The following is a 26769-nucleotide window of genomic DNA, read 5'->3' on the forward strand; positions in this document are numbered from 1 at the left end:
GCTCTGGGATGGGGATAGCATGGGGAGGGGGTGCGGGGTAGTGGCCCAAGGTCGGCTTCTGACCCATCTCGGACGTTGCGTCGGGTCAGTCTCAACGTCTGGAGAGGGCCGGGAGCGGAACGTCAGCTCAAAGTAACTAACGTTGGGCAAGCGGACTTTCGCCGAGTGTCGCGACGACCGGCCCCCACAATTCACCACATGCGGTAACGCGAGGCCACCTTTTACGGAGACACTCGCCCGACGCTGATTGTCAAGGGAGAAATACTGTCCGACTCTCGTGCTTGCGATGAGTTTATCGCCCGTACGCAGCGCGCCTGCGATGTTTCGGTCGGCCGTTTTGTGAGGGTTTGCTTTTCTCCCACGTACCGTGCGTGATGTAGTGGGCGAGGCGCTCTCTTGCCCGATCAATCTGCCCATCAGTGCGGCGCATCGCCTCGATGAGCCGGAAATACCGCTGGGCAGCGGACAAAGCGGCTTTTCCCTGATCATACTTAATTAGCGCGGATAAATGCCTTTCAACGAGCGTCACAATTGGATAAAAGTCGGTGTCAACGCTTTGCGCAGTGTGAAGTCCTTCCAATGTCTCCACGGCATCACCGATCAGTGCGACTGTAGTTGCATCGTAAATATTTCGATTGAGCGCTACTCGTAATTGGAGGTCGGCTAAAGCGTGGACTGCAAAAATGTTTTCAGGATAGGCCGCAATTGACTTCTCCAGAGCGTGCAATGCCCGTTCGAGTTCGCCGAACATGCCAAGATATTGACCGTATTGCAGCCAAAAATGACCATCCAACTGAAACTCAATCTCAAAACTTTCGAATACCCGCAGACCTTCCTCGACCTCATTTCGGCGACGAGCCAACTCGCCGATAAAATTGTGATTGAGAATGAATTTGAAGAGTAAGCCATCTAACCGATCTACATTTTTTACAACCGGCAAGGCATACTTCGTATAGGTCCTCAGCGATTCAACTGCGGCATTCACGACAACTGAGAAATCCGCGACGTTCTCGACGATGTGCCGGACATATAACTCATGGCGCGCAACGAGACGCCCCGTAGCATTTTCACTTACAATGCCCTCAAGCTGTCGCATTGCGCCCTCGAATGATAATCCTACTCGAAGCCGATTGTAAGCTTCACGCGCTGCTGCCCGGGCAATACCAGTTCGCGAGATTGTTGCGAGACCGACAATCAGGAATAGCGCCTTGGTGTCATTATCCGGAAGCGTCTCATACTCGTCAGTGATGACCTTTGTGAATTTGTCGGAAGCAGTTGTCTCCTTTAGAGCGATAAGAAGTTGCTCTTGTGAAGCTGCAAGCTTCTGCGTTCGCTCGCCCGGGTTCATCTTTAGGAACCTCGGCGAGGGAACATATTGAATTAACCTTTCAATAAGGGCCGGATAGTCCTTTTTGACAAATCGTTGAAATTCAAATGATGTTGTAAAATCGCCAACGCGCCGTTCTATATGGTGTCTCCATTCATTTGATCGGGCGCTTGTGATAAGAGTAAGCTTACCTCGCGGAAGGGCTGATGCATCCTCGCCAAGCGCGTCGCCGTAAATAAAGGCATCGCCTACGTAGACGATAGCGTGATCGTCCTTGTGAAGCCGAGCGATCAGCTCAAGTGACGAGCGCAGAGATTTCACGTCGCCCTTTAGCTCGTAGACAGCCCTTCCATCATGCTCTCGAACATATCGGAGGAGTGCCTGAAGAAGCGCAGTTGTCTTCCCACTACCCGATTGGCCATAAACAAGGAACATTCGGTCTCCAGCGTCAATGGAGGACGAAAGTGCCGCGTACAACTCATCTGTTGCACTGAGCCAAACCGGTATGTCGCTTGCGGCGATTTTCCAGCTTGGAGGCTCTCCCTCGAGGAAGGCTCGGGCAGCTTGCTGGCGTTTCAAGCCTTGCAGTTCATCCGCTTTGTTTTTGGCATCCTGCCAAGTATGGACCAGAATGGAATTGGCCGTACTAATCTCTGCTCGCGTCGGAGACATCCTGGATGCGACCGCCTTAGTGAATGAATTTCTCTCCTCGCTAATTTCCAACGGGCTCATGCCGCGGCCGATAGTTTTGCGGAGCCATTCGATAAAATCAGCTAAAGTGCCCTGAAGCACAACGATGTTACGAGCTTGGTAGGCAGCTTTTTGAAGTGCAGTGAACTGATCAGGCGTGATCAGAAAGGCCGTGCCCAATGATGCTTCCGCATTCGGGCGTGCGCGGTCAAGCTCTGCCGAAAGAATTGGCTCGTTTAGAGTACTGCCAATGAAGACTGGGACATGTGAGGCGTAGTCGGCTGCGGCTTGTCGATACCAGTCATGCTTGTCGTTATTAAGTCTCCGATTGTATTCGGAGGGGCTGAATATAAAGCCGTGTTCTGGCTTGGTGGCTTCGCCATGCAGGTGAATAATATGGAGATATTCGATCCCTTCGTCGATAGCTACGCTGTCTTTCAGTCCACTGTAGTAGCGTCGAAGCTGCACGGCATATTTAACATTTTCAATCGCGTCATCTATGTTCCAGGTATACAGCCGGCGCCAGCTGTACTGAAAAAGCTCTTTCAACTCGTCAGCGGGGGCGATACGAGTAAACTCTTTCCGAAATAGCTGATGAAGCTGCACCTCGCTTACTCTCGGGCCTACAGCTTGGATGACATCAGGCAAATCTTCGTTCGCGTAAGGAAACCCCGCCATTCCGGCGAGTTCGCCCGCAAGATCTTTCCCTAACTTGACCGTCTGCCCCTGCGCATTCAATGATGTGGCGGAGGCCCCAGCGCCGAGCAGCAAGACCGCGCTACCATCGTTGACAGCCTTTTGAAGCAGGCTGCCGTCATGCTGACTGATTTCGAACATTCGTCCCCCAGATAGTCCCGTAAAATAAGTGGTAGCAAGAATCTCGGCGCTTTCACATGGAATTGGTTGTTTATCGTTGACCCCCAAGGATCCCAAAAAATCGCGAGGTGGCCAATTGCATCAACGTTCGGTCCGTTTCCCGACTCTTTGCCTACCGTTCGTCAGTAGCATGTCCGCTTTCGGTCGCTTGTAAAGCTGCCCGGAATGACGGGTTGCGGCGCGAACCAGACATTAGAGAAACGCGCCGCAATGACCGCTCGTGGCACGAAGCAGAAGTTGATGACCCAGCGCATCCCTCCCCCCACCCCCCACATCGTCATCGTCGGCGCAGGCTTCGCCGGCCTCGCCTGTGCCCAGCAGCTCGGCGGGTCCGATGTGGCCGTTACGCTGATCGACCGGCGCAATTACCATCTGTTTGCGCCCCTGCTCTATCAGGTCGCCACCGCCGTTCTGTCGCCGGGCGAGATTGCGGAACCGATCCGGCGGGTTTTGAGCCGGCATCAGAACATCACCGTGCTGCTGGGCGAAGTCGAGGGCGTGGACACCAACGCCCGCCAGGTGCGGGTGGATGGGCGGGCGATTCCTTATGACGAACTGGTGCTGGCGACCGGGGCGACGCATTCCTACTTCGGCCATCCCGAATGGGAGCGTTTCGCGCCGGGCCTGAAGACGCTGGAGGATGCGCGGCGCATCCGCACCCAGGTGCTGATGGCCTTCGAGCGCGCCGAGATGGAGGCCGACCCGACTGAACGCGAGCGCCTGATGACCATCGCGGTGATCGGCGGCGGGCCGACCGGGGTCGAGATGGCGGGCGCCGTCGCCGAACTGGCGCGGCTCGCCTTGGTGAAGGACTTTCGCCACATCAACCCGGCGGAGGCGCGGGTCGTGCTGCTGGAGGCGGCGCCCCGCATCCTCCTCGCTTTCCCGGAGGATCTTGCGGTCTATGCGGAGCGGGCGCTGAAGCGCCTCGGCGTGACGATCCGCACCGGGACGCCGGTCGAGGACATCTCCGAGCAGGGCGTGACGTTGAAGGACGGGTTTTTGCCCGCGAGCGTGAAGATCTGGGGCGCGGGGGTCGAGGCCTCACCGGTCGGGCGCTGGCTCGGGATCGAGACCGACCGGGCGGGCCGGGTGCGGGTGAACCCGGATCTCAGCGTGCCGGGGCTCGAGCATGTGTATGTGCTGGGCGACGTGTCGCTGCTCGATGGACCGAATGGGCGGCCGCTCCCCGGCCTCGCGCAGGTGGCGGACCAGCAGGGCCGCTATCTCGGACAGGCGCTTCTGGCGCGGCTTAAAGGCCGCAAGGCTCCCGGCCCGTTCCGCTATCGCAGCCGGGGCAACCTCGCGGTGGTGGGGCGCAATTCCGCCGTGATCGATTTCGACGGAACGCACCTGCGTGGCTTTCCCGCCTGGGTGCTGTGGGGCATCGTCCACATCTACCTGCTGGTGGGTTTCCAGAACCGCTTTCTGGTGGTGATGCGCTGGCTCTGGGCCTATCTCACCTCGTCACGGGGCGCGCGCATCATCGCGGAGGAAGTCGCCGAGGAACGCGTGGAGCAGCGGGATTCGACCGGCTGATTTTTGCGGCCCACTTTGCATGCGATTTCCTGCACCGCATGATCTATTCGGCAAACCGGTTCCCACTTTGCCGGATCATGCTTGTTCCTGCACCGCATAATCTATTCGGCAAACCGGTTCCCACTTTGCCGGATCATGCGGCCTGCCCGGCGCACCAGCCGGATGACCACGCCCATTGGAAATTATAGCCGCCGAGCCAGCCGGTAACGTCCACCACCTCGCCGATGAAATAGAGGCCGGGCACCGTCCGCGCCGCCATGGTGCGGGAATCGAGATCGCGGGTATCGACGCCGCCCAGCGTCACTTCCGCCGTGCGGTAGCCCTCGGAGCCCGCGGGCTTGAAGCGCCAGTCATTGACCGATTGGGCGACGCGGCGAAGAGCCTTGTCGGAGAAATCCGCAAGGTTGCCGGTGGCGCCCTCGCTCTCGGCAATCGCCTGCGCGAGGCGCTTGGGAAGATGCGCCGCGAGCGCCGTGTGCAGGGCCTGCCTTCCGTTCGCCGCCCGCGCCGCGCGCAATTCCTCGAACAGGTCGCGCGCGGGCAGCAGGTTCAGGCCGATCTCCTCGCCCTCGCGCCAATAGGACGAGATCTGCAGGATGGCGGGGCCGGAGAGGCCGCGATGGGTGAACAGCATGGCCTCGGCGAATTGCGTCTTGCCGCAGGCCGCCACCGCATCGACCGCCACGCCCGCAAGCGGCGCGAGGCGCGCCAGCATCGTGGGTTCCAGCGTCAGCGGCACGAGAGCGGGGCGCGTCTCGGTGACCGACACGCCGAATTGCGCCGCGATGTCGTAGCCAAAGCCCGTCGCGCCCATTTTGGGGATCGACTTGCCGCCGCAAGCCACCACCAGCGAGGCGCATTGCACGGCGCCATCCGACAGCGCGAGCGCGAAGCCCTCGGCGTTCCTGTCGATGCGCTCAACGCTGGTGGACAGGCGCAATTCTGCGCCGTGGCTTCTCATGTCCGATACCAGCAGGTCGACGATCTGGCGCGAGGAGCCGTCGCAGAACAATTGTCCGAGCGTCTTCTCGTGCCAGGCGATGCCGTTCCGCTCGACCAGCGCGATGAAGTCCGTTTGCGTGTAGCGCCGCAGCGCCGAGATGCAGAAGCTCGGATTGGCGGACAAGAAATTCATCGGGCTCGCGTGGAGGTTGGTGAAATTGCACCGCCCGCCGCCCGAGATGCGGATCTTCTCGCCCGGTGCACGCGCATGATCGATCACCAGCACGGAGCGCCCGCGCTTCCCCGCCTCGATCGCGCACATCATCCCGGCGGCGCCCGCGCCGATCACCACCACGTCGAATTGTTGCAAGGAATGCCTTTCCGGACCGTATCACCGCTGGTTAGCCAAGCGTCCGGGCCGTGACAAGGGCAACCCTGATAAGCAAGCCTCACCCTGAGGAGGCCGAAGGCCGTCTCGAAGGGCGGGGCGTCTCCAGCGACCACTGGAACATCCTTCGAGACGCCGCTTTGCGGCTCCTCAGGATGAGGTGGGAGGATGGAACGGGGAGAGGTCGTTCGCTCACGGTCCCTGGATGCTGTCCCAGAGTTCGTCGAGCTGATCGGGTGTGACGATCTGGCCGGATTTCGCGCGGATGACTGCGTGCCGCGCGGGCGGGGCCTCCTCGGACACCGCCCGATGCAGGGCTTCGCGCAAGGTCGCGATCTCCTCGCCGCCCGCCCAATCGATGCGCGCGGCATCGATCTTTTCGCCCTGCGCCACATAGGCGAGCTGTGCCGGCGCCTCGAGATCGGCCTTGGTCAACATTCGCGCACCCGATCGATCCAGTTGTGCCGGACCAACGACAGGCCGCGCCCAACGTTCCGCACGGTGGTCCCGCTGGCTTGCCAGACGTTATAGCGTTGATGCAATTCCGCAACGATACAGGCGCGGGAACACTCTTTTGCTGAAAAAGGTCCCGCCGAGACCCTGTTCAGAACCCATCTCACCCTGTATGTAGCGAAAATGAGCCAGCCCATTGTCGGCGGCACTTGACCGGAATGGCGTGCATCGGCGTTAAGCCTCGAGAACGCCCCGACACCAGAAGGAAGAGCCATGTACATCCTTGAAATCGCCGGCAAGGCGGTAGCCATCACCAATGCCGACCAGGACCAGGCGCATGAACTGTTCATGAGCGAGGACTTCAAGGACGACCTCAAGTCGTTCTCGAGCGAGGGCAAGCCGCTTTGGGACGGGTCCGCTCCCCTGAAAATTCGCCGCGCCACCGACGACGAAATCGAATCGTTCGACGAGGCGATGGAAGACGATGACGATCTCGACGAAGAGGATGACGAAGAGGACGGCATCGACGTGATGTTCCTCGCCCTCATCGACGAGATGGACGACGATACCGACGACGCGTAATTTCGCGCATGACATCCCGGAGCTTGACACAGCTCCTTTGACAAGGAGCGGCTCCGCCGCGCTCATATGCCGTTTCCCAAAACAAATCCCAGCCTCGAACGTGCTCTCAGCGATCGAGGCTATCTTGAACCGACCCCCGTTCAGGCCGCCGTGCTCCAGCCCGAGGCGGAAGAGCGGGATCTGCTCGTCTCCGCGCAGACCGGGTCCGGCAAGACCGTCGCTTATGGTCTCGCCCTCGCCTCGACCCTGATGGGCGAAGCCGAGCGTTTCGACCAGCCGAAGGAGCCGCTGGCGCTGATCATCGCGCCGACGCGCGAACTGGCGCTGCAGGTCCACCGGGAACTGATCTGGCTTTATGGCCCCGCAGGCGCCCGCGTCGCATCCTGCGTCGGCGGCATGGATGTGCGCCGTGAACAGCGCGCATTGGCGGATGGCTGCCACATCGTCGTCGGCACCCCCGGTCGCCTGCGCGATCACATCGAACGCGGGCGGTTCGACACCTCGAAGCTGCGCGCCGTCGTTCTTGACGAGGCCGACGAGATGCTCGATCTCGGCTTCCGCGAAGACCTCGAGTTCATTCTCGACGCGACCCCGACCGAGCGCCGCACGCTGCTGTTCTCGGCCACCATTCCGCGCAACATCGCCGCCATGGCGCGCAAGTTCCAGCGCGATGCCCTGCGCGTCGATACGCTGGTGTCGAACCAGCCGCATGGCGACATCGAATACCGGGCGATCCGCATCGCTCCGAACGAGATCGAGCACGCGGTCGTCAACATCCTGCGCTTCTACGAAATGCGCGCCGCGATGGTGTTCTGCCACACGCGCGAAGCCGTGCGCCATCTGCAGGCGAGCCTGTTGGAGCGCGGGTTTTCGGCCGTGGCGCTTTCGGGCGAATTGAGCCAGAGCGAGCGCAATCACGCCCTGCAATCGCTTCGCGACGGCCGCTCGCGCGTCTGCGTCGCAACCGACGTTGCGGCGCGCGGGATCGACCTGCCGGATCTCGGTCTCGTCATTCACGCCGAATTGCCGAACGACCACGAAACGCTCCTGCACCGGAGCGGCCGCACGGGCCGCGCGGGCCGCAAGGGCATCTGCGTGCTGCTCGTGCCCTATACCCGTCGCCGCAAGGCCGAAGGCCTCGTCCAGGCAGCCGGCGTCGATGTGGAATGGGCAGGGCCGCCCTCCGCCGAAGACATTCGCCAGCGCGATCGCGAGCGGGTCATGAAGGATCCGGCTTTCACCGAGGAAGCCATGGACGAAGACGTGGCCATGGGCCGCGCGCTTCTTGCCGAACGTTCGCCGGAAGAGATCGCCACCGCATTCGCACGCTTCCACCGCGCGCGTCTGCCGGCGCCGGAGGAGATGGTCGACGTCAGCGCCGATCGCGGGCCGCGCGAACGCCTGGACAAAAGGGCGCGAGAGGGAGAACGCGAGTTCCGCCAAACGCGCGCCGGCCGCGACGAGGGCTTCGGCGGCGGCGAAGAGATGGTGTGGTTCCGCATGAGCGTCGGACGCCGCAACAACGCCGATCCGCGCTGGCTGCTGCCGATCATCTGCCGCCTCGGGCACGTGACCAAGAAAGAGATCGGCACGATCCGCATCTTCGACAGCGAGACCAAGTTCGAGATTGCCAAGTCGGTGGCGGCGAAATTCACCACCGCCGTGCGCAAAACCAACGACGAGGACATCAAGATCGAACCCGCCGGAGCGCCGGGCGCCGCCCGCGAAGGCGCCGGCCGCAGCGAGGGCCGTGACGAGAAGCCATTCCCGCCGAAGAAGGGTGGGTTCAAGGACCGGCCGAAAGGCGCGTTCAACGACGGCCCGAAGCCGCCCTACAAGGGCAAGCCGAAAGGCGAGTTCAAGGGCGAGTTCAAGGAAGGCGGCAAGCCGAGCTTCAAGGACGGAGCGAAGGCTGGCTACAAATCCATCGCAAGGGACGACTTCAAGGGCAAACCCAAAACTGCTAAATTCGGCGATACCGGAAAGCCTCGCGGCTTCGAGGGAAAACGCCCGAAAAGCTGAGTGCCGATGGCTTGAGCGGATGATCCTCTCCTTGACGAAACACTCTTACGTGCGCTTGTCTGGGAGCATGAAAATCTTTAGCACCCGGATGACCATTCGACCCGTTCTGGCGGCCGCCGCTCTGGCAGCCGCCATTTGCGGCCCCGCTTTGGCGCAAGCACCATCGGACAGCAAACCGCTGGTCCTCAAAGTGCGCCCGTCCGGCTCCGACAAGGCAGAAGATCCTCGGGTGCGGCAAGAAAAGCTGCTGAAGCGGCTCGAAAACAGCGATTACTGGGTCCGCTCGATCTGCGTGCAGTGCGGCGATGCGTGGAAACACCAGATCTACGCGCCCTTTCACCCGCTTGAAGCGCTCGGGCGGAAAGGCAACGCTGACGCGTCCGCGGAATAGGTGCCACGCCGTTCACGGATATGTGATCGTGCCGCAAGATTTCCCTCTCGCGCGCGTCTATCTCAAGCCGGTCTCGTCCGGCCTTTGGCCCGCTCCGTCATGATCGGCAACCCACCGCCATATTGAGCCCCTTGGCACAATCCTCTATAGCTGGAGGGGCAAGGGGACGACCCCCTGTTTCCCGATGATCGGTAGGGACGGCCCTGCCAATGACGGAGGTCCTGTCATGGCATGGACTTATCTTGTGCTCGCCGGTCTGTTCGAAATCGGTTGGGCGATCGGGCTGAAATACACCGACGGATTTACGCGGCTGACGCCGTCCGTTCTTACCGCCATCAGCATGGTCATCAGCGTCATCCTCCTGGGGCTGGCGCTGCGCGCGCTGCCGGTCGGCACCGGCTATGCGATCTGGACCGGGATCGGCACCGTCGGCACGGCAATCCTGGGGATCTACCTGTTCGGTGAGCCCGCCACGGCAATCCGCGTCGGATGCATCGGCCTGATCATCGCGGGCATTCTGGGCCTTAAATTTGCCGCCACCTAAACATCGGGAAGAATCCAGCCCCACATGATTCCGGCACGCACGATCGCCACCGTCTCGTCAGCCACCTGGCTCAAGAGTTTCGTGGTGGTCGTCTGCCTGGTGATCATCTCCCTCGAGGGGTGGCGCGACTGGAGCGAGCGCCGGGGCGAACTGGCCCGCGTCGAGAGCACGATGGCAACCCTTGCCCGCTCGCTCGCGCAGCATGCCGAAGACACATTCGAACTTGCCGATGCGGTGCTCGTCGATCTTGTCGACCGTGCCACCGCAAGCGAGATGACGCCGGCCCGGGCGGTTCGGCTACGCGACTTTCTCACTGAGCGGATCAAGACATTGCCGCGGCTGAAAGCGCTGGCCATCTACGGACGTGACGGGGAGCTTCGCACGAGCTCTCTCGAGGTCGAGCCGAAGGACGTCAATGCGGCGGGGCAGGATTTTTTCGAGCACCACCGCAACAGCAAAAGCCATCGATGGTACTTCGGCCCGTTCATTCGCGATCCCTTGGACGGCGGCTGGGTGCTGACCCTCTCGCGCCGTTTCGACGAACCCGGCGAGGAGTTCGGCGGCGTCGTCGTGGCAAGTATCGAGTCGCGTTATTTTTCCGATTATTACGCACGCTTCGATGTCGGCAAGCAGGGATCGCTCGTCCTTTTCACGTCCGGCGGCATTCTCGTCGCGCGTTATCCGGTCAAAGAGAGCGCCATTGGCGGCAATGGCTCGGCCGATCCTCTTTTCACCCGGCACCTGCCGCAGGCTCCCGCCGGCTCCTACAGCTATCGCTCGGCTGTCGATGGCGTCGAACGTCTCAGCGGCTACCGCCGCGGCGACCATTTTCCAGTCGTGGTGTTGGCCGCGGCCGGGCGCGAGGAATCGCTGGCCAGCTGGTATCAGGACTTCGTCTATCGGATCATTGCCGTAACAGTGCTCGTCGCGACGGTCGCGTCGTTGGGATGGGGTCTCGCGCGCCAATTGCGGCGACGCGATCGCGCCGAAGCGGAACTCTCCATTCTGGCCGCAACGGACGGGCTGACCGGTCTGGCCAACCGCCGGACCTTCGACAGTCATCTGGAAAGCGAATGGCTTCGCGCCGCGCGCGAGGATACTCCCCTGTCGCTGCTGCTGATCGACATCGACTGCTTCAAAGCCTTCAACGACGCCTATGGTCACCAGGCGGGCGATCATTGCCTCTGCTCGGTCGCGCACGTGCTGAAGAATGCGGTGAGGCGTCCGGGTGATCTGGTCGCGCGTTATGGCGGCGAGGAAATCGTCGTGCTGCTGCCCGTCACCAGCGCCAAGGGCGCGGCGCGGGTCGCCGAGCTCATCCGTTCCGGCGTGGAAACCTTGGGCATGCCGCATAAGCACGGCACCTCCGCCGGTGTGGTCACCATCAGCATCGGCACCGCGACGCTGTTTCCCGCATCGGAAGCCATCAGTACCGGCCCGAAGGATCTCGTCGCGATGGCCGACCGCGCGCTTTACGACGCCAAGCTTGACGGCCGGAACCGGGTCGCTGTGGCGAAGGCCGCGTAAGATTTCCTCAGCCTAGAACACGCATTCCCGGAAAGCCGGAAGCACCGAGCCGCTCCACGCACTGTGATACTTTTCGAGCAGAAGTTCGGCCGGTGTCCTTCCGGACTCGACGATGTGCTGCGCGTAATCCAGGTGATGTGTTTCGTCCCGGCCCGTCTCATCGAGAAACGCGCGGCGTCTCAGGCCCGCCCGCGACAGTTCGAGCGCATCGCGCGCCACCTCGCGCAGGGAACGGCCGCCGATGGACGCTTGAAGAGCAAGCCTTGGAACTTCGGCGCGCACGCCGTTGCGATTTGCAGCACTCCAGTTCTTGATGAGATTCCACGCCGCATCGAGCGCGCCTTGGTCGTATAGAATTCCGGTCCAGAAGGCCGCGAGCGCAGCGATGTGGTCCGGTCCGCCGACATCCGCCCCGCGCATTTCCAGATAGCGCTTCAGGCGCACCTCCGGGAAGATCGTCGAGACGTGGTTCGCCCAATCCGATTGCGTCGCGCGTTCACCGGGAAATTGTGCGAGCTTGCCCGCAAACAGATCCCTGAACGATGCACCGGCAACATCGTGATAGACCGCTCCGCGCTTGATGAAATACATCGGCACGTCGAGCGCCCAATCCACATAGGCCTCGTAACCGAAGCCGTCGTCGAAGGCGAAATCCATCATCCCGGTCCGGTCGCGATCGGTGTCGCGCCAGATTTCGGACCGCATGGAGAGAAAACCGTTCGGCTTGCCGTCCGTGAACGGCGAGTTCGCAAAGATCGCGGTCGCGACCGGCTGCAGCGCGAGCGATACGCGCAGCTTCTTGACCATATCGGCTTCGGACTCGTAGTCCATGTTCACCTGCACGGTCGACGTGCGGTACATCATGTCGAGACCGAGCTTGCCGACTTTCGGCATGTAATTGGTCATGATGCGGTAGCGCGCTTTCGGCATCACGGGCGTCTCAGCCCGTGTCCAGAGCGGGCTCATGCCGAGCGTCAGAAAGCCGACGCCGAGCTTTTCCGCCACGGCTTTGGCATCGACGAGGTGTTGGGCGGTTTCCCGCACGGTCTCATGGACCGTCTTGAGCGGCGCACCCGAGAGCTCGAACTGTCCTCCGGGCTCTAGTGAAATCGCCCCGCCGCCGACCTCGTCGAGCAATCCGATCGGATGGCCGTCTTCGACAATCGGTTCCCAACCGGTGCGCGCCTGCAGACCCTCCAGCAATGCCCGGATGCCGGATTCACCGTCATACGGGACCGGGGAAGCGTCGGCGGTATAGAACGGAACCTTCTCGTGCTCGGTGCCGAGACGCCAGGTGTCGCGGGGCTTCTCGCCCGAGGCGACCCAATCAACGAGCTCGGACCGCGCGCCGATCGGGGTCGCGTCGGAAACGTCGCGCGCCATGCATCACCTCATGAAAAAAGGCGCGGGCGAGCCCGCGCTGAAACCAAGTTTGGTGTAGATAGCGGCGCGGGCAGCAAGCTGCAATGAGGACGAGCGACAAAGCCTTCCTTAGTGGCGAACGATCCCTTCGCCGACGGTCTCGGCCGACAGCCAATCGACCACCTCGCCGAGAGCATCCCGGCCCGAAAGACCCCGCCCGAGCGCCTCGGTGTAGAGGGAGAGCTGGCGGTCGGCGCTGGTGCCGCGCGCGATGATCCAGCGGCAGAGATCGAGCTCCCGCTCGCATCCCAATGCCTTGGCGTCGTCGGCCACGAGGGCGAGTGTCTCGTCCAGCATCTGCCGGACAGGCATGGCGCTGCGGGTCGCCTCGTCGACGAAACTGCCGTGAATCCCGTAGCGCTGGGCGCGCCAACCGTTTTCCTCGTTGATCGCGCGCGACGCGCCGGTCTGCCCCGCATTGAGAGCAGGGTCGCGGACGAGCCGGCGCACAAGGCAGCGATAGAGGGCCGCGATGGCAAGCGTGTCATCCACCCGGGTGCAGCTATCGGCCACGCGCAATTCGAGGGTCGGGTGCTTCAGCGACGGCCGGATGATCCACCAGACGTAGCTCGAATTCTCGATCGCGCGCGCTTCTATCAGAGTATCGATGTAACGTTGATAATCGGCGGCATCATGAAACAGCTCCGGAAACCCGGTGCGCGGCAATTCCCGATAGGCGGCGAGCCGGTAGCCGAGCAATCCGGTGCGCTGGGACTGCCAGAACGGCGACGAGGTCGACAAGGCCAGCAGAAGCGGCAGGTAGCGCTGCATCCGATTCATCAGGTCGACGCGGGCCGACAGGTCGGGAACCTCCACGTGAACATGCATGCCGCACACCACGGTGCGGCTACCGACCATCTGGAGGTCGTGCATCACCTTGCCGTAGCGCGGCTGCGGCGTCGGCCGGACGCGCGACCACACCGCCAGCGGATGGGTACCCGCCGCCATGATCGAGAGGTTGTGTTCCCGCGCGATGGCGCCGACCGAACTGCGCAGGTTGACCAACTGGGACCGTGCGTCCGCGAAATCCAAGATCGGGGTGGTTGCGATCTCGACCTGCGGCTCCAGCATCTCGGGCTGGATATCCTCCGATAGATGTTCGCTGCAACTCTGAAAGAATTCCCGAATACGGCCGCGGGCAACATCTCGTTTCACGGCGTCATTGATGAAATATTCTTCTTCAATACCGAACTTATAATCTTCGCTCATCAAATGAGCTCCCTCGAATTATTTATTATTGGGCGAATATATAGGTTCCCCATCGCGGCGATTCAACATTCCCCACCGTCGTCCGAATTGAGGCCAGATTGGGGCCAGGGACCACGAAACCGGCAAGCGTCTGGGGACTACGGGTTTGTCGAAGGCGGCGCTTTTCGCAGGATCGGATCAGGTCCAATCGCCCACCACGCATTGCACCAACGCGAGTGCGGCGACAGCGGCGGTATCGGCGCGAAGGATTCGGGGTCCCAACGATACGCGAACACATCTTTCGTGGGCGGCAACAAGTGCTCTCTCCTCGGCGGTAAAGCCCCCTTCGGGGCCGACGACAACGGCGCATCCACCACCCCGGTTCCCGTCGTTTTCGAGCCTATCCTTAAGGGCCGCGACAGGGTTCGAAATGGGTGCCTCCTCGTCGCAGAAGACCACCAGACGGTCGCTCTCTAGAGCGCTGACAAAGCTGGCGAAATTCTGCTCTTCCCGGACTTCCGGCAGCGTCAGGATTCCACATTGCTCGGCCGCCTCGATCCCGTTGGCACGCATGCGCTCCAGATTAACGCGCGTGCTCTGCGTCCGGCGGGTGCGGATCGGCTGCAGGATTCCTGCTCCCATCTCGACCGCCTTCTGGACCATGTAGTCGAGACGCGCATGTTTCAGCGGCGCGAAGGCATAGATCAGATCCGGCGGAGCCACCTGGGGGCGGGTTTGCTCGACACCGATCAAATCGGCTGCTTTGCGGCCTTCCACAGTGATTTCCGCCCGCCATTCGCCGTCGCGCCCGTTGAAGATCAGCACGGAATCGGCCGCCTTGAGTCGCAGCACGTTCAACAGGTAATTGGCCTGGGCCCGATCAAGCGCAATCCGGTTGCCGGATGCGAGCGGAGCGTCGACATAGAGCCGCGGAGCGTTGAAATCATACGAAGCCATGGGACCCCCGTAAAAGTGGCCGAGAGACCTATCACACCTGATCGCGCTGCACAGGCGGTTTGCCCGGGATCGAGGGCCAGCTGGGACCCGCCCGCTTTTCGCCACACGGGCACGCAATCTGTGCGTTCGAACACAACCTGGGGCGATACGGCTATTCGCCGCTTGGCCTAGGGGCATCGATTCTGTTAACAGAGCGACTGCGCGCGAGACGTCGCGTGCTCCTGACCGAGGATTTTGCCCATGATGCACGTCCGTTCGTATGTTGTCGCCGCCATGGCGGCCGCCGGTGTATTTGTGACCGCTCCTGCCTCCGCGCAGTCGAGCAATTGCCAGGATGCCCAGAAGTTTCTCGGCGAGCGCCAGAGCCTGATCGAGCAGATCAATAAACTCGGCGGCGGTGGCAAGAAGAAGACCATCGATCCGCGGGCCGCCTGCGGCGTCTTCACCAAGCTCGTGAACAATGGCGATGCCGGGGTGAAATGGATCACGGCCAACAAGGATTGGTGCCAAGTCCCCGACGTGTTCGCCAACAGCTTCACCGAAGATCACAAGCGCGCCGTCGACATGAAGGGCAAGGCCTGCGCGGCTGCCGCCAAGGTGGCCCAGATGGAGAAGCAGGCCAAGCAATCTCAGGAACGCGGCGGCGGTCTTCTCGGCGGCAATGGCCTGACCGGCTCCTACACCATGCCGAAAGGCGCTCTCTAACCCAGGCTCTGCCATGCGGCCCCCAGGCGCCTCCTCGCTTCCCGATGCCGTCCGGGGACACTGGGCGGATCGGCTCGCGCCGGCAGCCCTGAAGCCGTATCTGCGGCTCGCCCGCATCGAGCGGCCCATCGGCTGGTGGTTGCTTCTTTTGCCATGCTGGTGGTCGGCCGCATTGGCGGCCATCGCGGCAGGGCAACCCTGGCCCGACCCGCTTCATTGCGCGCTTTTCCTGATCGGCGCCGTCGCCATGCGAGGCGCCGGCTGCACCTATAACGACATCGTCGATCGCGATCTCGATACCAAGGTCGAGCGCACCCGCCAGCGGCCGCTGCCCTCCGGGCAGGTCAGCATCAAAGGCGCGGTCGCGTTCCTGATCCTGCTGGCTTTGATAGGGCTCGCGGTCCTTCTTCAGTTCAACCTCTTCGCCATCGCCACGGGCCTGGCCTCCCTCGGCATCGTTGCCCTTTATCCGTTCATGAAGCGCTTCTTCTGGATGCCGCAGATCGTGCTCGGCCTGGCTTTCGCCTGGGGCGCGCTGATGGGGTGGGCTGCCGCCTTCGGCTCCTTGAGCGCACCCGCGTTCCTGCTCTACGGGGGCAGCATCGCCTGGGTGGTCGGCTACGACACGATCTACGCGCTCCAGGATATCGAGGACGACGAGGTGGTGGGGATCAAATCCTCGGCGCGCTTCTTCGGCGAACAGGTGAGGCTCGGAGTTGCAGTCTGCTACGCCCTCACGGTGATCTTCCTGACCGCGGCATTCTATTTCGCCGGTGTCAGCTGGATGGGCTTTGCGGGCCTTGGCGTGTTCGCCCTGCATCTCGGCTGGCAGGTCGCCCGAATCGACCGCGAGGACGGCGCCGGTGCGCTGCGGCTGTTCCGCTCCAATCGCGAGGCTGGATTATTGCTGTTCGCGGCCCTGGTTCTGGATAGCCTGCTGCGATTTTAAACCCGAACCGACCGGACGATCACCCCTGCCCTTCGAGCGGATCGGCAGCACTCGTCTCGGGTGCTGCAACCTGCAGCCGGCCGGTCCGCCGGCACGCCAGAAAGCGCGGGCGACGCCCCGCGAGGGCAGCCTTTCGATAGCCGGGCTCGGCGGCGCCGACGCTGACATTGCCGATCTGCGCCACGAGCGCGAGCGTCGAGCCGTTGGCGAGCCGCATCATCAGGGGAAGCCCGGTTCTGGCGCCGAGCAGGCGCCATTCCGCCACCACGTCGCTTTCCGCATAAGGTCCGAGAGACATCAACGCCCTGGTGCCGGATACCAGCACGAGGTGAAAACCTTCGCTTCGGGGATCGGCCTGGACGGCAACGCCGGTGGCTGCCCGGCCGTAGCGGCCGATCATCGTGACGTGGCCGTGCCGTTCGCCAAGAATGCGGGCAAATCCGGTCGAGGATGCAGTCTTGGTCATCATGGGCACCTTGTCGGAAAAGGACGGTCGCGCAGCGAAACCACCCTTTGATCTGACCAAAATGTCGCACGTAACCCTGCGCAAGCCCTTAAAGGCTTGGGTTAAGGAAATCTTGCGGGCGGGTTATCTCGCCGGATGCTCAACAGAACCTTAGTCCGGCAAGCCGAAATCGTTCCCTGCTTCGATCGCGTTGTGGTAATCGCCGCGGGACACCCCATTTCCGGCTGACATGCTCGCTTTCCAACCAGATCTCGATCCCGGCCTCATTCATGCTGTCCGCGACGCCGCACGTCGGGCTGGCGATATGGCCAAGCCCTATTTTCGGGCCGGCAGGGAAACAGCGGCGCGGGTCTGGTTCAAGGAAGGCAGTTCGCCCGTCACCGAGGCGGATATCGCAGTCGACACTTTTCTGAAGGAACACCTGTCGGCGCTCCTACCCGACGCCGCCTGGCTGTCCGAGGAAACCGCCGACGACCCGGTGCGGCTCGAAAGCCGGCGGGTGTGGATCGTCGATCCCATCGACGGCACGAGGGCCTTCGCCGCCGGCCATCCTGATTGGTCGGTCTCCATCGGACTGGTGCAGGATGGGCGGCCGGTTCTGGGAATCGTCCACGCTCCCATCCACAATCGCCTCTACGAGGCGACGCCTGGAGGCGGCGCGTTCTGCAATGGCGAAATGCTGTCGATCACCGGCAACGACGAGCCGTTTCGGGTCGCCGGTCCGCGCCCGTTGATTGAGCGATTCGAGCGCCGGCACGGACCGGCCATTCACCTGCCGAAAGTCCCATCGCTGGCTTTGCGTCTGGTGCGGGTCGCCGACGGGTCGATCGACCTCGGTCTGGTATCGGCGAAGTCCGCCGATTGGGATATCGCCGCCGCCGACCTGATCCTGCGCGAAGCCGGGGGCGTACTGACCGATCTCGCCGGAGAGCCCGTCGCCTACAACCAACCGCATCCGAAGCATGGCGAAATGGTTGCCGCTGGGGCATGGTTGCATCCGCGCGTTATTGAGGCCATGAGAGCTTGAATTTCTGGTCCCTCGATGACCGCGATCCATTTGCAACATTTCTCATAGAGACTGACACCATGACCGATACGCCCGGCAAACCGCTTCTCCACCTCGTTTTCGGTGGGGAACTGGAAGACCTCAATTCGTACGATTTCAAGGATTTGTCCAAGCTCGATATCGTCGGAATTTTCCCCAACTACGCCACCGCTCATGCGGCCTGGAAGGCCAAATCGCAGGCCACGGTCGACAACGCACAGATGCGGTATTTTGTCGTCCACCTGCACCGCCTGCTCGACCCGCAAGCCTGAGCGCAACCGCCGCGATGGGTCTCCTCAAGCGCATCACACGCTCGCGAACCGTCCAGGAAGCTCTCGGCTTCCTGGTCGCGCGCTATTTGACGTTCGTGCAGCGCACGAACCGATTCGTGATGGAGCCTTCGGACGCCTATGACCGCATCGGTCCGCAGATGCCCGTGATCGCCGCGATGTGGCACGGGCAGCATTTCATGATCCATTTTGCCAAGCGGGCGGAGGACAAGGCCGCGAGCCTGGTGTCGCGCTCCGGCGATGGCGAGTTCAACGCCATCGCGTTGCGGCATCTCGGCATCCGCGCGATCCGTGGTTCCGGTGCGCGAGGCCGCGACATTCGCAAGAAGGGCGGCGCAGCCGCGCTCCGCGGCATGCTGCGAGCGCTCGCCGACGGCGAGATGGTGGTAATGACGGCGGATATTCCGAAGATCGCGCGCACCTGCGGCGCGGGCATCATCACGCTGGCGCAAATGTCCGGCCGGCCGATCGTTCCCGTGGCGGTGGTGACCAGCCGCCGCATCGACTTCAAGAGTTGGGACCGTGCCAGCCTCGGCCTGCCTTTCGGGCGGGGCGCCATCGTGATCGGCGAGCCTGTCCATGTGGCGCGCGACGCGGATGCGAATGCGCTCGAGACCCTGCGCCAGCGCGTTGAAGTCGCCCTCGACGTGGTGCACGAGCGCGCCTATGCGATCGTCGGCACAGAGGATCCGGGCGCCCGCAAAAAGCCGGCGCCGCAGGCCAATCTTGCCAGAAGCTCGCGCCCATGAAGCTCCCTTTCCTGATCAGGTCCTACCGGACCGCAACCGCGGTTCTCGAGCCGGCCGTGCTTGGCCTCCTGTATTGGCGCCAGCGTCAGGGCCGCGAGGATCGGACGCGCCTCGGTGAAAGACAGGGCCATCCCAGCCGCGCGCGGCCAGAGGGGCATCTGGTCTGGGTCCATGGTGCGAGCATCGGCGAAACGCTGTCTTTGCTGCCAGTGGTCGAGCGGCTGACGCAGCGGGGCCTTGCTGTTCTCGTCACGTCGGGCACGCGGACCTCCGCCGGACTTATCGCGCGCCGCCTGCCACCCGGCGCCATGCATCAATTCGTCCCCCTCGACGTGCCGCGCTATGTGCGCCGCTTCCTCGATCATTGGCATCCCGATCTTACGCTAGTCGCCGAGTCCGAGATCTGGCCGAACACCATCGTGGCCCTCGATCAGCGTCACATTCCGCTCGTGCTGGTGAACGCGCGCATGTCCGACCGTTCGTTCCAGCGCTGGCTGAAACTACCACGTATCATCGGCGCTCTTCTGGACCGTTTCGCGATCTGCCTCGCGCAGACTCACGATGACGCGGAGCGGCTTGCGATGCTTGGTGCCCCGCGCGTCCTCGTGACCGGAAATCTCAAATTCGATTCCCCGCCGCCCCCGGCCGATCCGCGCGTCGTAGCCCATCTCTCGGGCCTGATTGCCGGGCGGCCGGTGTGGTTTGCCGCCAGCACTCATCCGGGCGAAGAAAGCGCGATTCTTGCAGTCCACCGTGCGCTTCTGCAGCGCCACCCGCATCTGCTGACCATCATCGCGCCGCGCCACCCTCATCGCGGTCAGGAGATTGCGGACATCGCGGAACGAAGCGGCTTGCGCGCGAGCCGTCGCTCGGAGGGCATCCATCCCGACCGCGCAACCGACGTTTATATCGCCGATACCATCGGCGAGATGGGGCTGTTCTATCGCCTCTCGCCCATCGTCATCATGGGCGGATCGCTGGTGGCGCATGGAGGCCAGAACCCGATCGAGCCGGCAAAGCTCGGCGCCGCGATTCTTCACGGACCGCATATTCATAATTTCGAAGGCATCTATGCGAGCATCGGCGCCGCGCGCGGCGCCCTGATGGTCAAGGACAGCGCCTCTCTCGCGCGCGCCGTGAGCGGGCTTTTGAGCAACACGGCGCTGACCCGCGACATGGCGCGCGCCGCATCCGATGCGGTGCAGGCGCTCGGGGGCGCGGTCGATCGCACCATGCAGTCGATCGAACCGTTCATCGTTCAGGCGAAGCTCGGAGCCCGGCGCTGATGCGCGCGCCGGATTTCTGGTGGCGCGCAAAACCTTCGTTGCTGAGCGCGTTGCTGTTGCCGACCAGCCTCGTCTACGGGGCCATCGCGGCGGGCCGCATGCGCCGATGCGGCGAAATCGCCGCTCTCCCCGTCATCTGCATCGGAAACTTCACGGCGGGGGGCGCCGGCAAGACGCCAACCGCGATCGCCGTGGCGGAGATCCTCGCCGCCTCCGGTGAACTCCCGGCCTTCCTGTCGCGCGGTTATGGCGGACGTGAGGCCGGCCCGCTGCAGGTCGAGCCACGCCACACCTCACAGGATGTGGGCGACGAACCTCGTCTTCTCGCCCGCATCGGCACCACCATTGTGTCGCGCGACCGCCCGGCCGGCGCATGCCTGGCAGTGGAGAGCGGCGCGACGGCAATCGTCATGGATGACGGCTTGCAGAACCCGTCGCTCGTCAAGGATTGCACGATCGCGGTGATCGATGGAGCGGCCGGGATCGGCAATGGTCTCGCCATTCCCTCAGGTCCCTTGCGCGCGCCGATGGGAGCACAATGGCCGGCCGTCGACGCGGTCCTCATCATTGGCGAGGGCACAGCAGGGGAAAGCATCACCCTTGATGCGAAACGCCACGGCAAACGTGTGTTTGCCGGACGGCTCGTCCCCGACGAGGCATGTCTCGTCTCCTTGAGAGACACGCGCGTGTTGGCGTTTGCGGGGATCGGGCGGCCCGAGAAGTTTTTCGAGACCTTGCGCACATCCGGCATCGTCGTGGAGGAGACGCGCAGCTTTGCGGATCATCACGCCTACACCGCAGCCGAGATCACCACGCTCATGCAGCTCGCAGAAAGCCGCGGCCTGACGCCGGTCACAACCGAAAAGGACATGGCGCGCCTCTCCGGCGCCGCCGGCCTGCCGACATGGCCCGCGCTGTCGGCCCTGCCCGTCAGGCTCCGGATCGACGAGGAGGCGGCGTTCCGCAATCTCCTGCTCCGGCGCATCGCCGAGCGACGGACGCGCAGCGCATCAACGTGATGGGTTGGATTTCTCCATGACCCGGGCCAGAACGGCTTCCGGCGACGAATAAGCCTCCTGGCGCTCGACACTCCAGTATTTCAGCTCGTCGAGCGGGATGGGCTTGCCGGTGACGGCGCAGAGCACGAAAGTCCCGGGCTTCAGCACACGAAGATCGGCGTCGAGATATTGGACGACGGCCTCGCCGGTGCTGCGTTCGAATTTATTCATGATATCGATGGTGTCTTGCAAAAGAGAATGTTCGGCTCGGAACCGGCCTCTCCCTCAGATGGGAGCGACCGCTTCATGTTTCCAATGCGGGGTCAGAACAAGGCCCCTTGCTCCGTCGGCGATGCCCGGGACTTTCCCGCCGCTTTTGGCTTCCCATTCCGGCCGCCAGTCGCGTCGGCCGTGCCGTCCACGAACTCGAGCACGAGCGGCTGTCCGTCCGAAACCGCGAGCGCCGAGCGCAGCATACGCCCCTCCCCATCCCGCACCAGCGCGAAACCGCGCGCCAGGACGGATTTGTAGTTGAGGCTGTCGAAGAGCTGCGCCGACGCCATGGAGCGCGCGCGTTTTCGCGCCACCTGCGCGTCAAAGGCCGGGCCGAGCCGTTCCGCCAGCCGGAGGACGATTTCCCGCTGCTGGCCGATGCGGGTGATTTCGGCCCGCAGCAGAAGCGCCCGCGCAGCGTTCAGACGGTTGCCGAGTTCGCCGAGCTTCACGGCGCGGCTTTCGAAGACCCGGCCGATCGCGCCGTGCGGCCTTTGCCCCACGCCGTCGAGACGCGCCCGCATGGTTGCGACGCGCGCCGCCGGCGAGACGCGAGCGAGCGCGCGCGAGGTCTCGTTCAGTCGGTTCTCATGATCGCGCGCATTGCGCCAAAGCGCCGGACCGAGCTTCGCCGAGGCCAGATCGAGCTTCTGCCGTTTTGACGCGAACAACGCGTCCGGAGTGGGCAGCGCACGCGCCACCGACCGCAGGTCCGCTTTCCGGCGATCGAGCATCCGCAGGACGGATTCCATGTGGCGCCGCGCCAGATCATGGACGCCCGCCAGGAGTTCCATGCGAACCGGCACCACCATTTCGGCCGCCCCGGTCGGGGTCGGGGCGCGCATGTCGGCGGCATGATCGATCAGTGTCCAGTCGGTCTCGTGGCCGACCGCGGCGACGAGGGGAATGTCGCTCTCGGCGGCCGCCCGGACCACGATTTCCTCGTTGAAGCCCCAGAGATCCTCGATGGATCCGCCGCCGCGCGCGACGATCAACACGTCGGGGCGCGGAATCGTGCCGCCGGGCGCCATGGCGTTGAAGCCCCGGATGGCCGCCGCGACCTCGGCCGCACTCGTCTCGCCCTGCACGCGCACCGGCCAGACAAGGACGCGGCGCGGGAAACGGTCCTCGAGCCGATGGAGGATATCCCGGATGACCGAGCCGGTCGGGGACGTGATGACGCCGATGACCTTGGGCAGATAAGGCAGTGGACGCTTGCGCGCCGTTTCGAAGAGGCCTTCGGCGGTCAGCTTGCGGCGCCGCTCCTCGAGCAGCGCCATGAGGGCACCGACGCCCGCAGGTTCCAGCGATTCGACCACGATCTGGTAGGTCGACTTGCCCGGAAAGGTCGTGACCCGCCCGGTGGCGATGACCTCGAGCCCCTCCTCCGGCTTGATCCGCAGGCGCGAATAGGTGCCCTTCCAGATCACCGCATCGAGGCGGGCGTTCTGGTCCTTGAGGCAGAAATAAGCGTGTCCCGAGGAGTGCTGGCCCCGAAATCCGGAGATCTCGCCGCGCACCCGGACGTGCCCGAAAGAATCTTCAATCGTGCGCTTGAGGGCGCCCGCGAGGTCGGAAACGGACCATTCGGGAGCGTTGGACGGAGTGGTGTCGGCGATCATGGGGGGAACGTAACGGGTCGGGGGTGATCTGCAAAGGCTTCCGCCTATGGCGGTCCCCTTGTCAGAACGGCTATCCGCATGCGGCGCTTGAAAACGCTACGTTATGACATTATCATCTGCGCTTTGCTGCGAGGATTGTTATGGCCGTCTACGAGATTGACAGCACCAACGATGTTTCCACCATTGCCACCGACGTTCCGGCTTTCGAGCTGCAAGCGAGCGATACCCTGACGCTCAAGCCCAGCGGATTATTGGAGGCGAAAGGCACCGATGCCGACGGAATTCGCTCCAAGGCGGCCGGAACGACCATCGTCATCGAAGGAAATGTCTCCGCCACCGGAACCAACGGCAACGGGATCGTGCTGCTCGGCACCAGCGCGCTCACCGTCCGCAGCACCGGGCACGTGACGGGGACGTGGGGAGTCGAGCTCAGCGGTAGCAATAGCATCACCAATGAGGGCGAGATCAGGGGCTCCGCCAAGGCCCTGCTCTCCACGGGCACCTCGGCTGCCGATGTTCTGACTCTGGTGAATTCCGGCAAGATCATCGGCGCGATCGAGGCTTCCGGCGCGAGCAACATTACCAATACGGGCACGATTTCAAGCTATCTGTCCCTCGGCAATTTCGACGACATTTATCGCGGCGAAACCGGGGTTATCAGCGGAACCATCACGCTTAATGGGGGGAACGACAAGGCCTATGGCGGCGCGAATGCCGAAACGATGTTCGGTGGGCTGGGCGACGACACCCTCAACGGCGGCGGCGGCGGCGATCGGCTCTATGCCGGAGCCGGGACCAATCTGATCGATGGCGGCAGCGGCAGCGACACGATCACCAAAGATGCAATCTCCGCCGACACGATCATCGGCGGCGCCGACAGTGATACGCTCATCTATTCGACCATCGCCGGCATTACGGTTGGCCTCACGCTCGATCTTTCTGTCACGACCGCCCAGAACACGGGATACGGCATCGACACGATCAGCGAGATCGAGCACGTGACCGCGACCGCCTATGCGGACGTCCTGACAGGCAACGCGGCGGCAAACTCCCTCACCGGCAATGGCGGTGCCGATGTGCTGCGCGGCGAGGACGGCAACGATACGCTGAACGGCGGCGCCGACGTCGACGCTCTGTGGGGCGGTCTCGGCAATGATCGCCTGCTCGGCGGCATCGGCGCCGATGTCATGCGTGGCGACGACGGCAACGACACGCTTTATGGCGAAGCGGATGCCGACAGTCTCTGGGGTGGCACCGGGAACGACGGCATCGATGCCGGCTCGGGCGCCGACACGCTCTATGGGGAAGGCGGCGACGATACGCTGGTTGGCGGCGCCGATTCCGATCAGATCTGGGCGGGCGAGGGCAATGACGGGCTGAATGGCGGCACCGGCAACGACCTGATATTTGGCGAAACGGGCAACGACACCCTCATTGGCGGCAGCGATATCGACGCGCTCTGGGGAGGCGTCGGAGACGATTATCTCGGCGGCGACGCGGGCAACGACACCCTCAACGGCGAAATCGGCAAGGACACGCTGTCAGGAGGAGCCGACGCCGATGTGCTGCGCGCCGGGTCTTCGAACGACAGTCTGGACGGGGGCACCGGAAACGACACCCTGTATGGCGACACGGGCAACGACACGCTCTTCGGCGGAGCCGAGAACGACTTTCTGAACGGCGGAACCGGCAGGGATTATCTCAGCGGCGGTATTGGCAGGGATCTGTTCGGATTCACGCACAAGCCGAGCAGCCGCACCAACGTCGATACGATTGCGGATTTCAACGTCCGGGACGACTCGATGTATTTGGACAACTCCGTCTTCAAGGCCTTGGGCCGGAAAGGCACCGCCACCAACCCCATCAAGCTCAACAAGAAGATGTTTTCAGTGGGGCTGGCGATCGACAGCAAGGACGATCACATCATCTACGACAAGAAAAGCGGCGTCCTGTACTTCGACGACGATGGCACCGGCATTCACAAGGCCGTGCCGATCGCCGTGTTGAGCAAGTACCTGAAACTCACCTATCACGATTTCTTTGTGATCTAGCGCCTGATCCGGCGAAGTGGATACCGGTTCGCCGGAAGATCATGCGCCCAAAAAAAGAGATAGAGCCGGATCAGATTCGAAGAAACTGAATCCGACTCTCGATCGGGTTTGCGCCCAGGCGCGAGACATTCTAATCCCTCCTGCGAACGAGCAGGGGATCGCGCATGAACATTCTTCTCATTGGGTCCGGGGGTCGCGAGCACGCGCTGGCCTGGAGCCTGTCCGCCAGCCCCCTCTGCGACCGGCTGTTCATCGCCCCCGGCAATCCCGGCACGGCACAGCATGGCACCAATGTAGTCCTGGACGTGACCGACCATGAGGCGGTGATCGGGTTCTGCCGCACCACCGGAATCGAGTTTGTGGTCGTGGGGCCGGAGGGCCCGCTCGTTACGGGCCTGGTGGATGATCTGAAGGGTGCAGGCATCAAGGCGTTCGGCCCGGATAAGGCCGCGGCGCAGCTCGAGGGCTCGAAGGCCTTCACCAAGGACCTGTGCGCCGAATTTGCGATCCCGACCGCCGCCTATCGCCGGTTCACCGATGCGGAAACCGCCAAGACCTATATCCGCCACTACGGCGTGCCGATCGTGGTGAAGGCCGACGGGCTTGCGGCCGGCAAGGGTGTCGTCGTGGCGAGTTCCTTCGAGGAGGCCGAGGAAGCCGTCGACATGATGCTCGGCGGCGGCTTCGGTACGGCTGGCGCCGAGGTCGTCATCGAGGCGTTTCTCGAGGGCGAAGAAGCGAGCTTTTTCGCCCTGTGCGATGGCACGACCGCGCTCCCGTTCGGCACCGCGCAGGACCACAAACGGGTCGGCGATGGCGACGAGGGACCCAATACCGGCGGCATGGGCGCGTATTCTCCCGCGGCTGTCCTGACACCCGAGTTGCAGGCCCGCGTCATGCGCGAGATCATCGAGCCGACGCTCGCCGGCATGCGGGCGCGCGGCACGCCCTATGCGGGCATTCTCTACGCGGGATTGATGCTGACCGACAAAGGCCCGCAGCTCATCGAATACAATGCGCGGTTCGGCGATCCTGAAACGCAGGTGCTCCTGCCCCGCCTCAAATCCGATCTCGTGACCGCGCTCCTCGCGGCAAGCGACGGCGTCCTCGGCACGATTTCGCTGCAATGGTCGGATGAGGCCGCGCTCACCGTCGTGATGGCGGCGAAGGGCTATCCCGGCCCGTTCGAGAAGGGCTCCGAAATTCGCGGCATCGCGGAGGCGGAAGCGATGAGCGACGTGCTCGTCTTCCATGCGGGCACAAGACAGGACGGGGCTCGTATTCTCGCCAATGGGGGCCGCGTTCTCAACGTCACGGCGATGGGCCGCACCATCACCGAGGCGCAGCAGCGCGCGTATGACGCAGTGGCAAAGATCGACTGGGCCGAAGGGTTCTGTCGCGGCGATATCGGCTGGCGCGCCGTGGAGCGCGAACGGTCGTGACGAAACACTTTGCTCTTCTGGGTGTTTGAGGATCATCACTTCTCC

At 63.2% G+C, this 26769-nt stretch carries 24 protein-coding genes; 15 read left to right on the forward strand and 9 right to left on the reverse strand.

What is annotated here, in order from left to right:
- Positions 1 to 292: 292 nt before the first annotated feature.
- Positions 293 to 2854 carry a P-loop NTPase gene (locus FEZ63_RS17625; protein WP_150946907.1) on the reverse strand — a complete coding sequence of 854 codons (2562 nt, stop codon included), beginning with the start codon at positions 2852 to 2854 and terminating at the stop codon, positions 293 to 295.
- A 279-nt stretch (positions 2855 to 3133) separates the two neighbouring features.
- On the opposite strand from FEZ63_RS17625, the gene FEZ63_RS17630 reads away from it, so the two are divergent.
- Positions 3134 to 4432 (forward strand): NAD(P)/FAD-dependent oxidoreductase, encoded by a 1299-nt coding sequence (locus FEZ63_RS17630; protein ID WP_150946909.1) that lies wholly within the window; start codon positions 3134 to 3136, stop codon positions 4430 to 4432.
- A gap of 133 nt (positions 4433 to 4565) precedes the next feature.
- Here the strand turns inward: FEZ63_RS17630 and FEZ63_RS17635 are convergent, their stop codons facing one another.
- On the reverse strand, positions 4566 to 5744 hold the full coding sequence (locus FEZ63_RS17635; protein ID WP_150946911.1) for a BaiN/RdsA family NAD(P)/FAD-dependent oxidoreductase: 1179 nt from the start codon (positions 5742 to 5744) through the stop codon (positions 4566 to 4568).
- Positions 5745 to 5954: 210 nt separating this feature from the next.
- Complete coding sequence (locus FEZ63_RS17640) at positions 5955 to 6200, reverse strand: hypothetical protein (protein ID WP_150946913.1); 246 nt, start codon at positions 6198 to 6200, stop codon at positions 5955 to 5957.
- 288 nt (positions 6201 to 6488) lie between these two features.
- On the opposite strand from FEZ63_RS17640, the gene FEZ63_RS17645 reads away from it, so the two are divergent.
- The 5 genes from FEZ63_RS17645 to FEZ63_RS17665 all read left to right on the forward strand — a co-directional run bounded on the left by FEZ63_RS17645 (position 6489) and on the right by FEZ63_RS17665 (position 11281).
- Complete coding sequence (locus tag FEZ63_RS17645; RefSeq protein WP_150946916.1) at positions 6489 to 6797, forward strand: hypothetical protein; 309 nt, start codon at positions 6489 to 6491, stop codon at positions 6795 to 6797.
- 66 nt (positions 6798 to 6863) lie between these two features.
- Positions 6864 to 8819, forward strand: a complete 1956-nt coding sequence (locus FEZ63_RS17650) for a DEAD/DEAH box helicase (RefSeq protein WP_150946918.1) — start codon at positions 6864 to 6866, stop codon at positions 8817 to 8819.
- A gap of 67 nt (positions 8820 to 8886) precedes the next feature.
- Positions 8887 to 9210 (forward strand): hypothetical protein, encoded by a 324-nt coding sequence (locus tag FEZ63_RS17655; RefSeq protein ID WP_150946921.1) that lies wholly within the window; start codon positions 8887 to 8889, stop codon positions 9208 to 9210.
- Between the two features lie 226 nt (positions 9211 to 9436).
- Positions 9437 to 9754 (forward strand): quaternary ammonium compound efflux SMR transporter SugE, encoded by a 318-nt coding sequence (gene sugE, locus FEZ63_RS17660; RefSeq protein WP_150946923.1) that lies wholly within the window; start codon positions 9437 to 9439, stop codon positions 9752 to 9754.
- 24 nt (positions 9755 to 9778) lie between these two features.
- Positions 9779 to 11281: a sensor domain-containing diguanylate cyclase gene (locus FEZ63_RS17665; protein ID WP_150946925.1), complete on the forward strand. Its 1503-nt coding sequence runs from the start codon at positions 9779 to 9781 to the stop codon at positions 11279 to 11281.
- 12 nt (positions 11282 to 11293) lie between these two features.
- Here FEZ63_RS17665 and FEZ63_RS17670 read toward each other — a convergent pair whose 3' ends face one another.
- The 3 genes from FEZ63_RS17670 to FEZ63_RS17680 form a co-directional block, all read right to left on the reverse strand.
- Positions 11294 to 12664 carry a glutamate--cysteine ligase gene (locus tag FEZ63_RS17670; RefSeq protein ID WP_150946927.1) on the reverse strand — a complete coding sequence of 457 codons (1371 nt, stop codon included), beginning with the start codon at positions 12662 to 12664 and terminating at the stop codon, positions 11294 to 11296.
- A gap of 108 nt (positions 12665 to 12772) precedes the next feature.
- Positions 12773 to 13912 carry a carboxylate-amine ligase gene (locus FEZ63_RS17675; protein WP_150946929.1) on the reverse strand — a complete coding sequence of 380 codons (1140 nt, stop codon included), beginning with the start codon at positions 13910 to 13912 and terminating at the stop codon, positions 12773 to 12775.
- 177 nt (positions 13913 to 14089) lie between these two features.
- Positions 14090 to 14848 carry a 16S rRNA (uracil(1498)-N(3))-methyltransferase gene (locus FEZ63_RS17680; RefSeq protein WP_150946931.1) on the reverse strand — a complete coding sequence of 253 codons (759 nt, stop codon included), beginning with the start codon at positions 14846 to 14848 and terminating at the stop codon, positions 14090 to 14092.
- Positions 14849 to 15088: 240 nt separating this feature from the next.
- Between FEZ63_RS17680 and FEZ63_RS17685 the strand changes: the two genes are divergently transcribed.
- Both FEZ63_RS17685 and ubiA read left to right on the forward strand, forming a co-directional pair.
- A complete protein-coding gene (locus FEZ63_RS17685; protein WP_150946933.1) occupies positions 15089 to 15553 on the forward strand; it encodes a hypothetical protein in 465 nt (154 codons plus the stop codon).
- 13 nt (positions 15554 to 15566) lie between these two features.
- Entirely contained in the window at positions 15567 to 16502 is a 936-nt protein-coding gene (gene ubiA, locus FEZ63_RS17690) for a 4-hydroxybenzoate octaprenyltransferase (protein ID WP_150946935.1), read from the forward strand.
- A gap of 19 nt (positions 16503 to 16521) precedes the next feature.
- Here the strand turns inward: ubiA and FEZ63_RS17695 are convergent, their stop codons facing one another.
- Positions 16522 to 16971: a DUF6101 family protein gene (locus FEZ63_RS17695; RefSeq protein WP_150946937.1), complete on the reverse strand. Its 450-nt coding sequence runs from the start codon at positions 16969 to 16971 to the stop codon at positions 16522 to 16524.
- A 226-nt stretch (positions 16972 to 17197) separates the two neighbouring features.
- Between FEZ63_RS17695 and FEZ63_RS17700 the strand changes: the two genes are divergently transcribed.
- The 5 genes from FEZ63_RS17700 to lpxK are packed head-to-tail and all read left to right on the forward strand — an operon-like array spanning position 17198 to position 21357.
- A complete protein-coding gene (locus FEZ63_RS17700; protein WP_150946939.1) occupies positions 17198 to 17995 on the forward strand; it encodes a 3'(2'),5'-bisphosphate nucleotidase CysQ in 798 nt (265 codons plus the stop codon).
- A 59-nt stretch (positions 17996 to 18054) separates the two neighbouring features.
- Positions 18055 to 18285: a DUF4170 domain-containing protein gene (locus FEZ63_RS17705; RefSeq protein ID WP_150946941.1), complete on the forward strand. Its 231-nt coding sequence runs from the start codon at positions 18055 to 18057 to the stop codon at positions 18283 to 18285.
- Positions 18286 to 18299: 14 nt separating this feature from the next.
- Positions 18300 to 19052: a lysophospholipid acyltransferase family protein gene (locus FEZ63_RS17710; protein WP_150946943.1), complete on the forward strand. Its 753-nt coding sequence runs from the start codon at positions 18300 to 18302 to the stop codon at positions 19050 to 19052.
- Positions 19049 to 20338 carry a 3-deoxy-D-manno-octulosonic acid transferase gene (locus FEZ63_RS17715; RefSeq protein ID WP_150946945.1) on the forward strand — a complete coding sequence of 430 codons (1290 nt, stop codon included), beginning with the start codon at positions 19049 to 19051 and terminating at the stop codon, positions 20336 to 20338. The genes FEZ63_RS17710 and FEZ63_RS17715 overlap by 4 nt, the downstream gene beginning before the upstream one ends.
- Positions 20338 to 21357 (forward strand): tetraacyldisaccharide 4'-kinase, encoded by a 1020-nt coding sequence (lpxK, locus tag FEZ63_RS17720; RefSeq protein WP_150946947.1) that lies wholly within the window; start codon positions 20338 to 20340, stop codon positions 21355 to 21357. Before FEZ63_RS17715 ends, lpxK begins: the two co-directional genes overlap by 1 nt.
- Here lpxK and FEZ63_RS17725 read toward each other — a convergent pair.
- Positions 21349 to 21567 carry a DUF2093 domain-containing protein gene (locus FEZ63_RS17725; protein ID WP_150946948.1) on the reverse strand — a complete coding sequence of 73 codons (219 nt, stop codon included), beginning with the start codon at positions 21565 to 21567 and terminating at the stop codon, positions 21349 to 21351. The two genes, lpxK and FEZ63_RS17725, sit on opposite strands and share 9 nt — an antisense overlap.
- 92 nt (positions 21568 to 21659) lie before the next feature.
- Positions 21660 to 23231, reverse strand: a complete 1572-nt coding sequence (xseA, locus tag FEZ63_RS17730; RefSeq protein WP_150946950.1) for an exodeoxyribonuclease VII large subunit — start codon at positions 23229 to 23231, stop codon at positions 21660 to 21662.
- Between the two features lie 140 nt (positions 23232 to 23371).
- Between xseA and FEZ63_RS17735 the strand changes: the two genes are divergently transcribed.
- Together FEZ63_RS17735 and purD are read left to right on the forward strand one after the other, a co-directional pair.
- Entirely contained in the window at positions 23372 to 25282 is a 1911-nt protein-coding gene (locus tag FEZ63_RS17735; protein WP_150946952.1) for a calcium-binding protein, read from the forward strand.
- A 164-nt stretch (positions 25283 to 25446) separates the two neighbouring features.
- The gene (gene purD / locus FEZ63_RS17740) at positions 25447 to 26724 is read left to right on the forward strand and encodes a phosphoribosylamine--glycine ligase (protein ID WP_150946954.1); all 1278 of its coding nucleotides are present in this window, start codon (positions 25447 to 25449) and stop codon (positions 26722 to 26724) included.
- The last annotated feature ends 45 nt before the right edge of the window (positions 26725 to 26769 follow it).

It is taken from the genome of Microvirga brassicacearum (genome assembly GCF_008757455.1).
In the GTDB taxonomy this organism is placed as follows: domain Bacteria; phylum Pseudomonadota; class Alphaproteobacteria; order Rhizobiales; family Beijerinckiaceae; genus Microvirga; species Microvirga brassicacearum.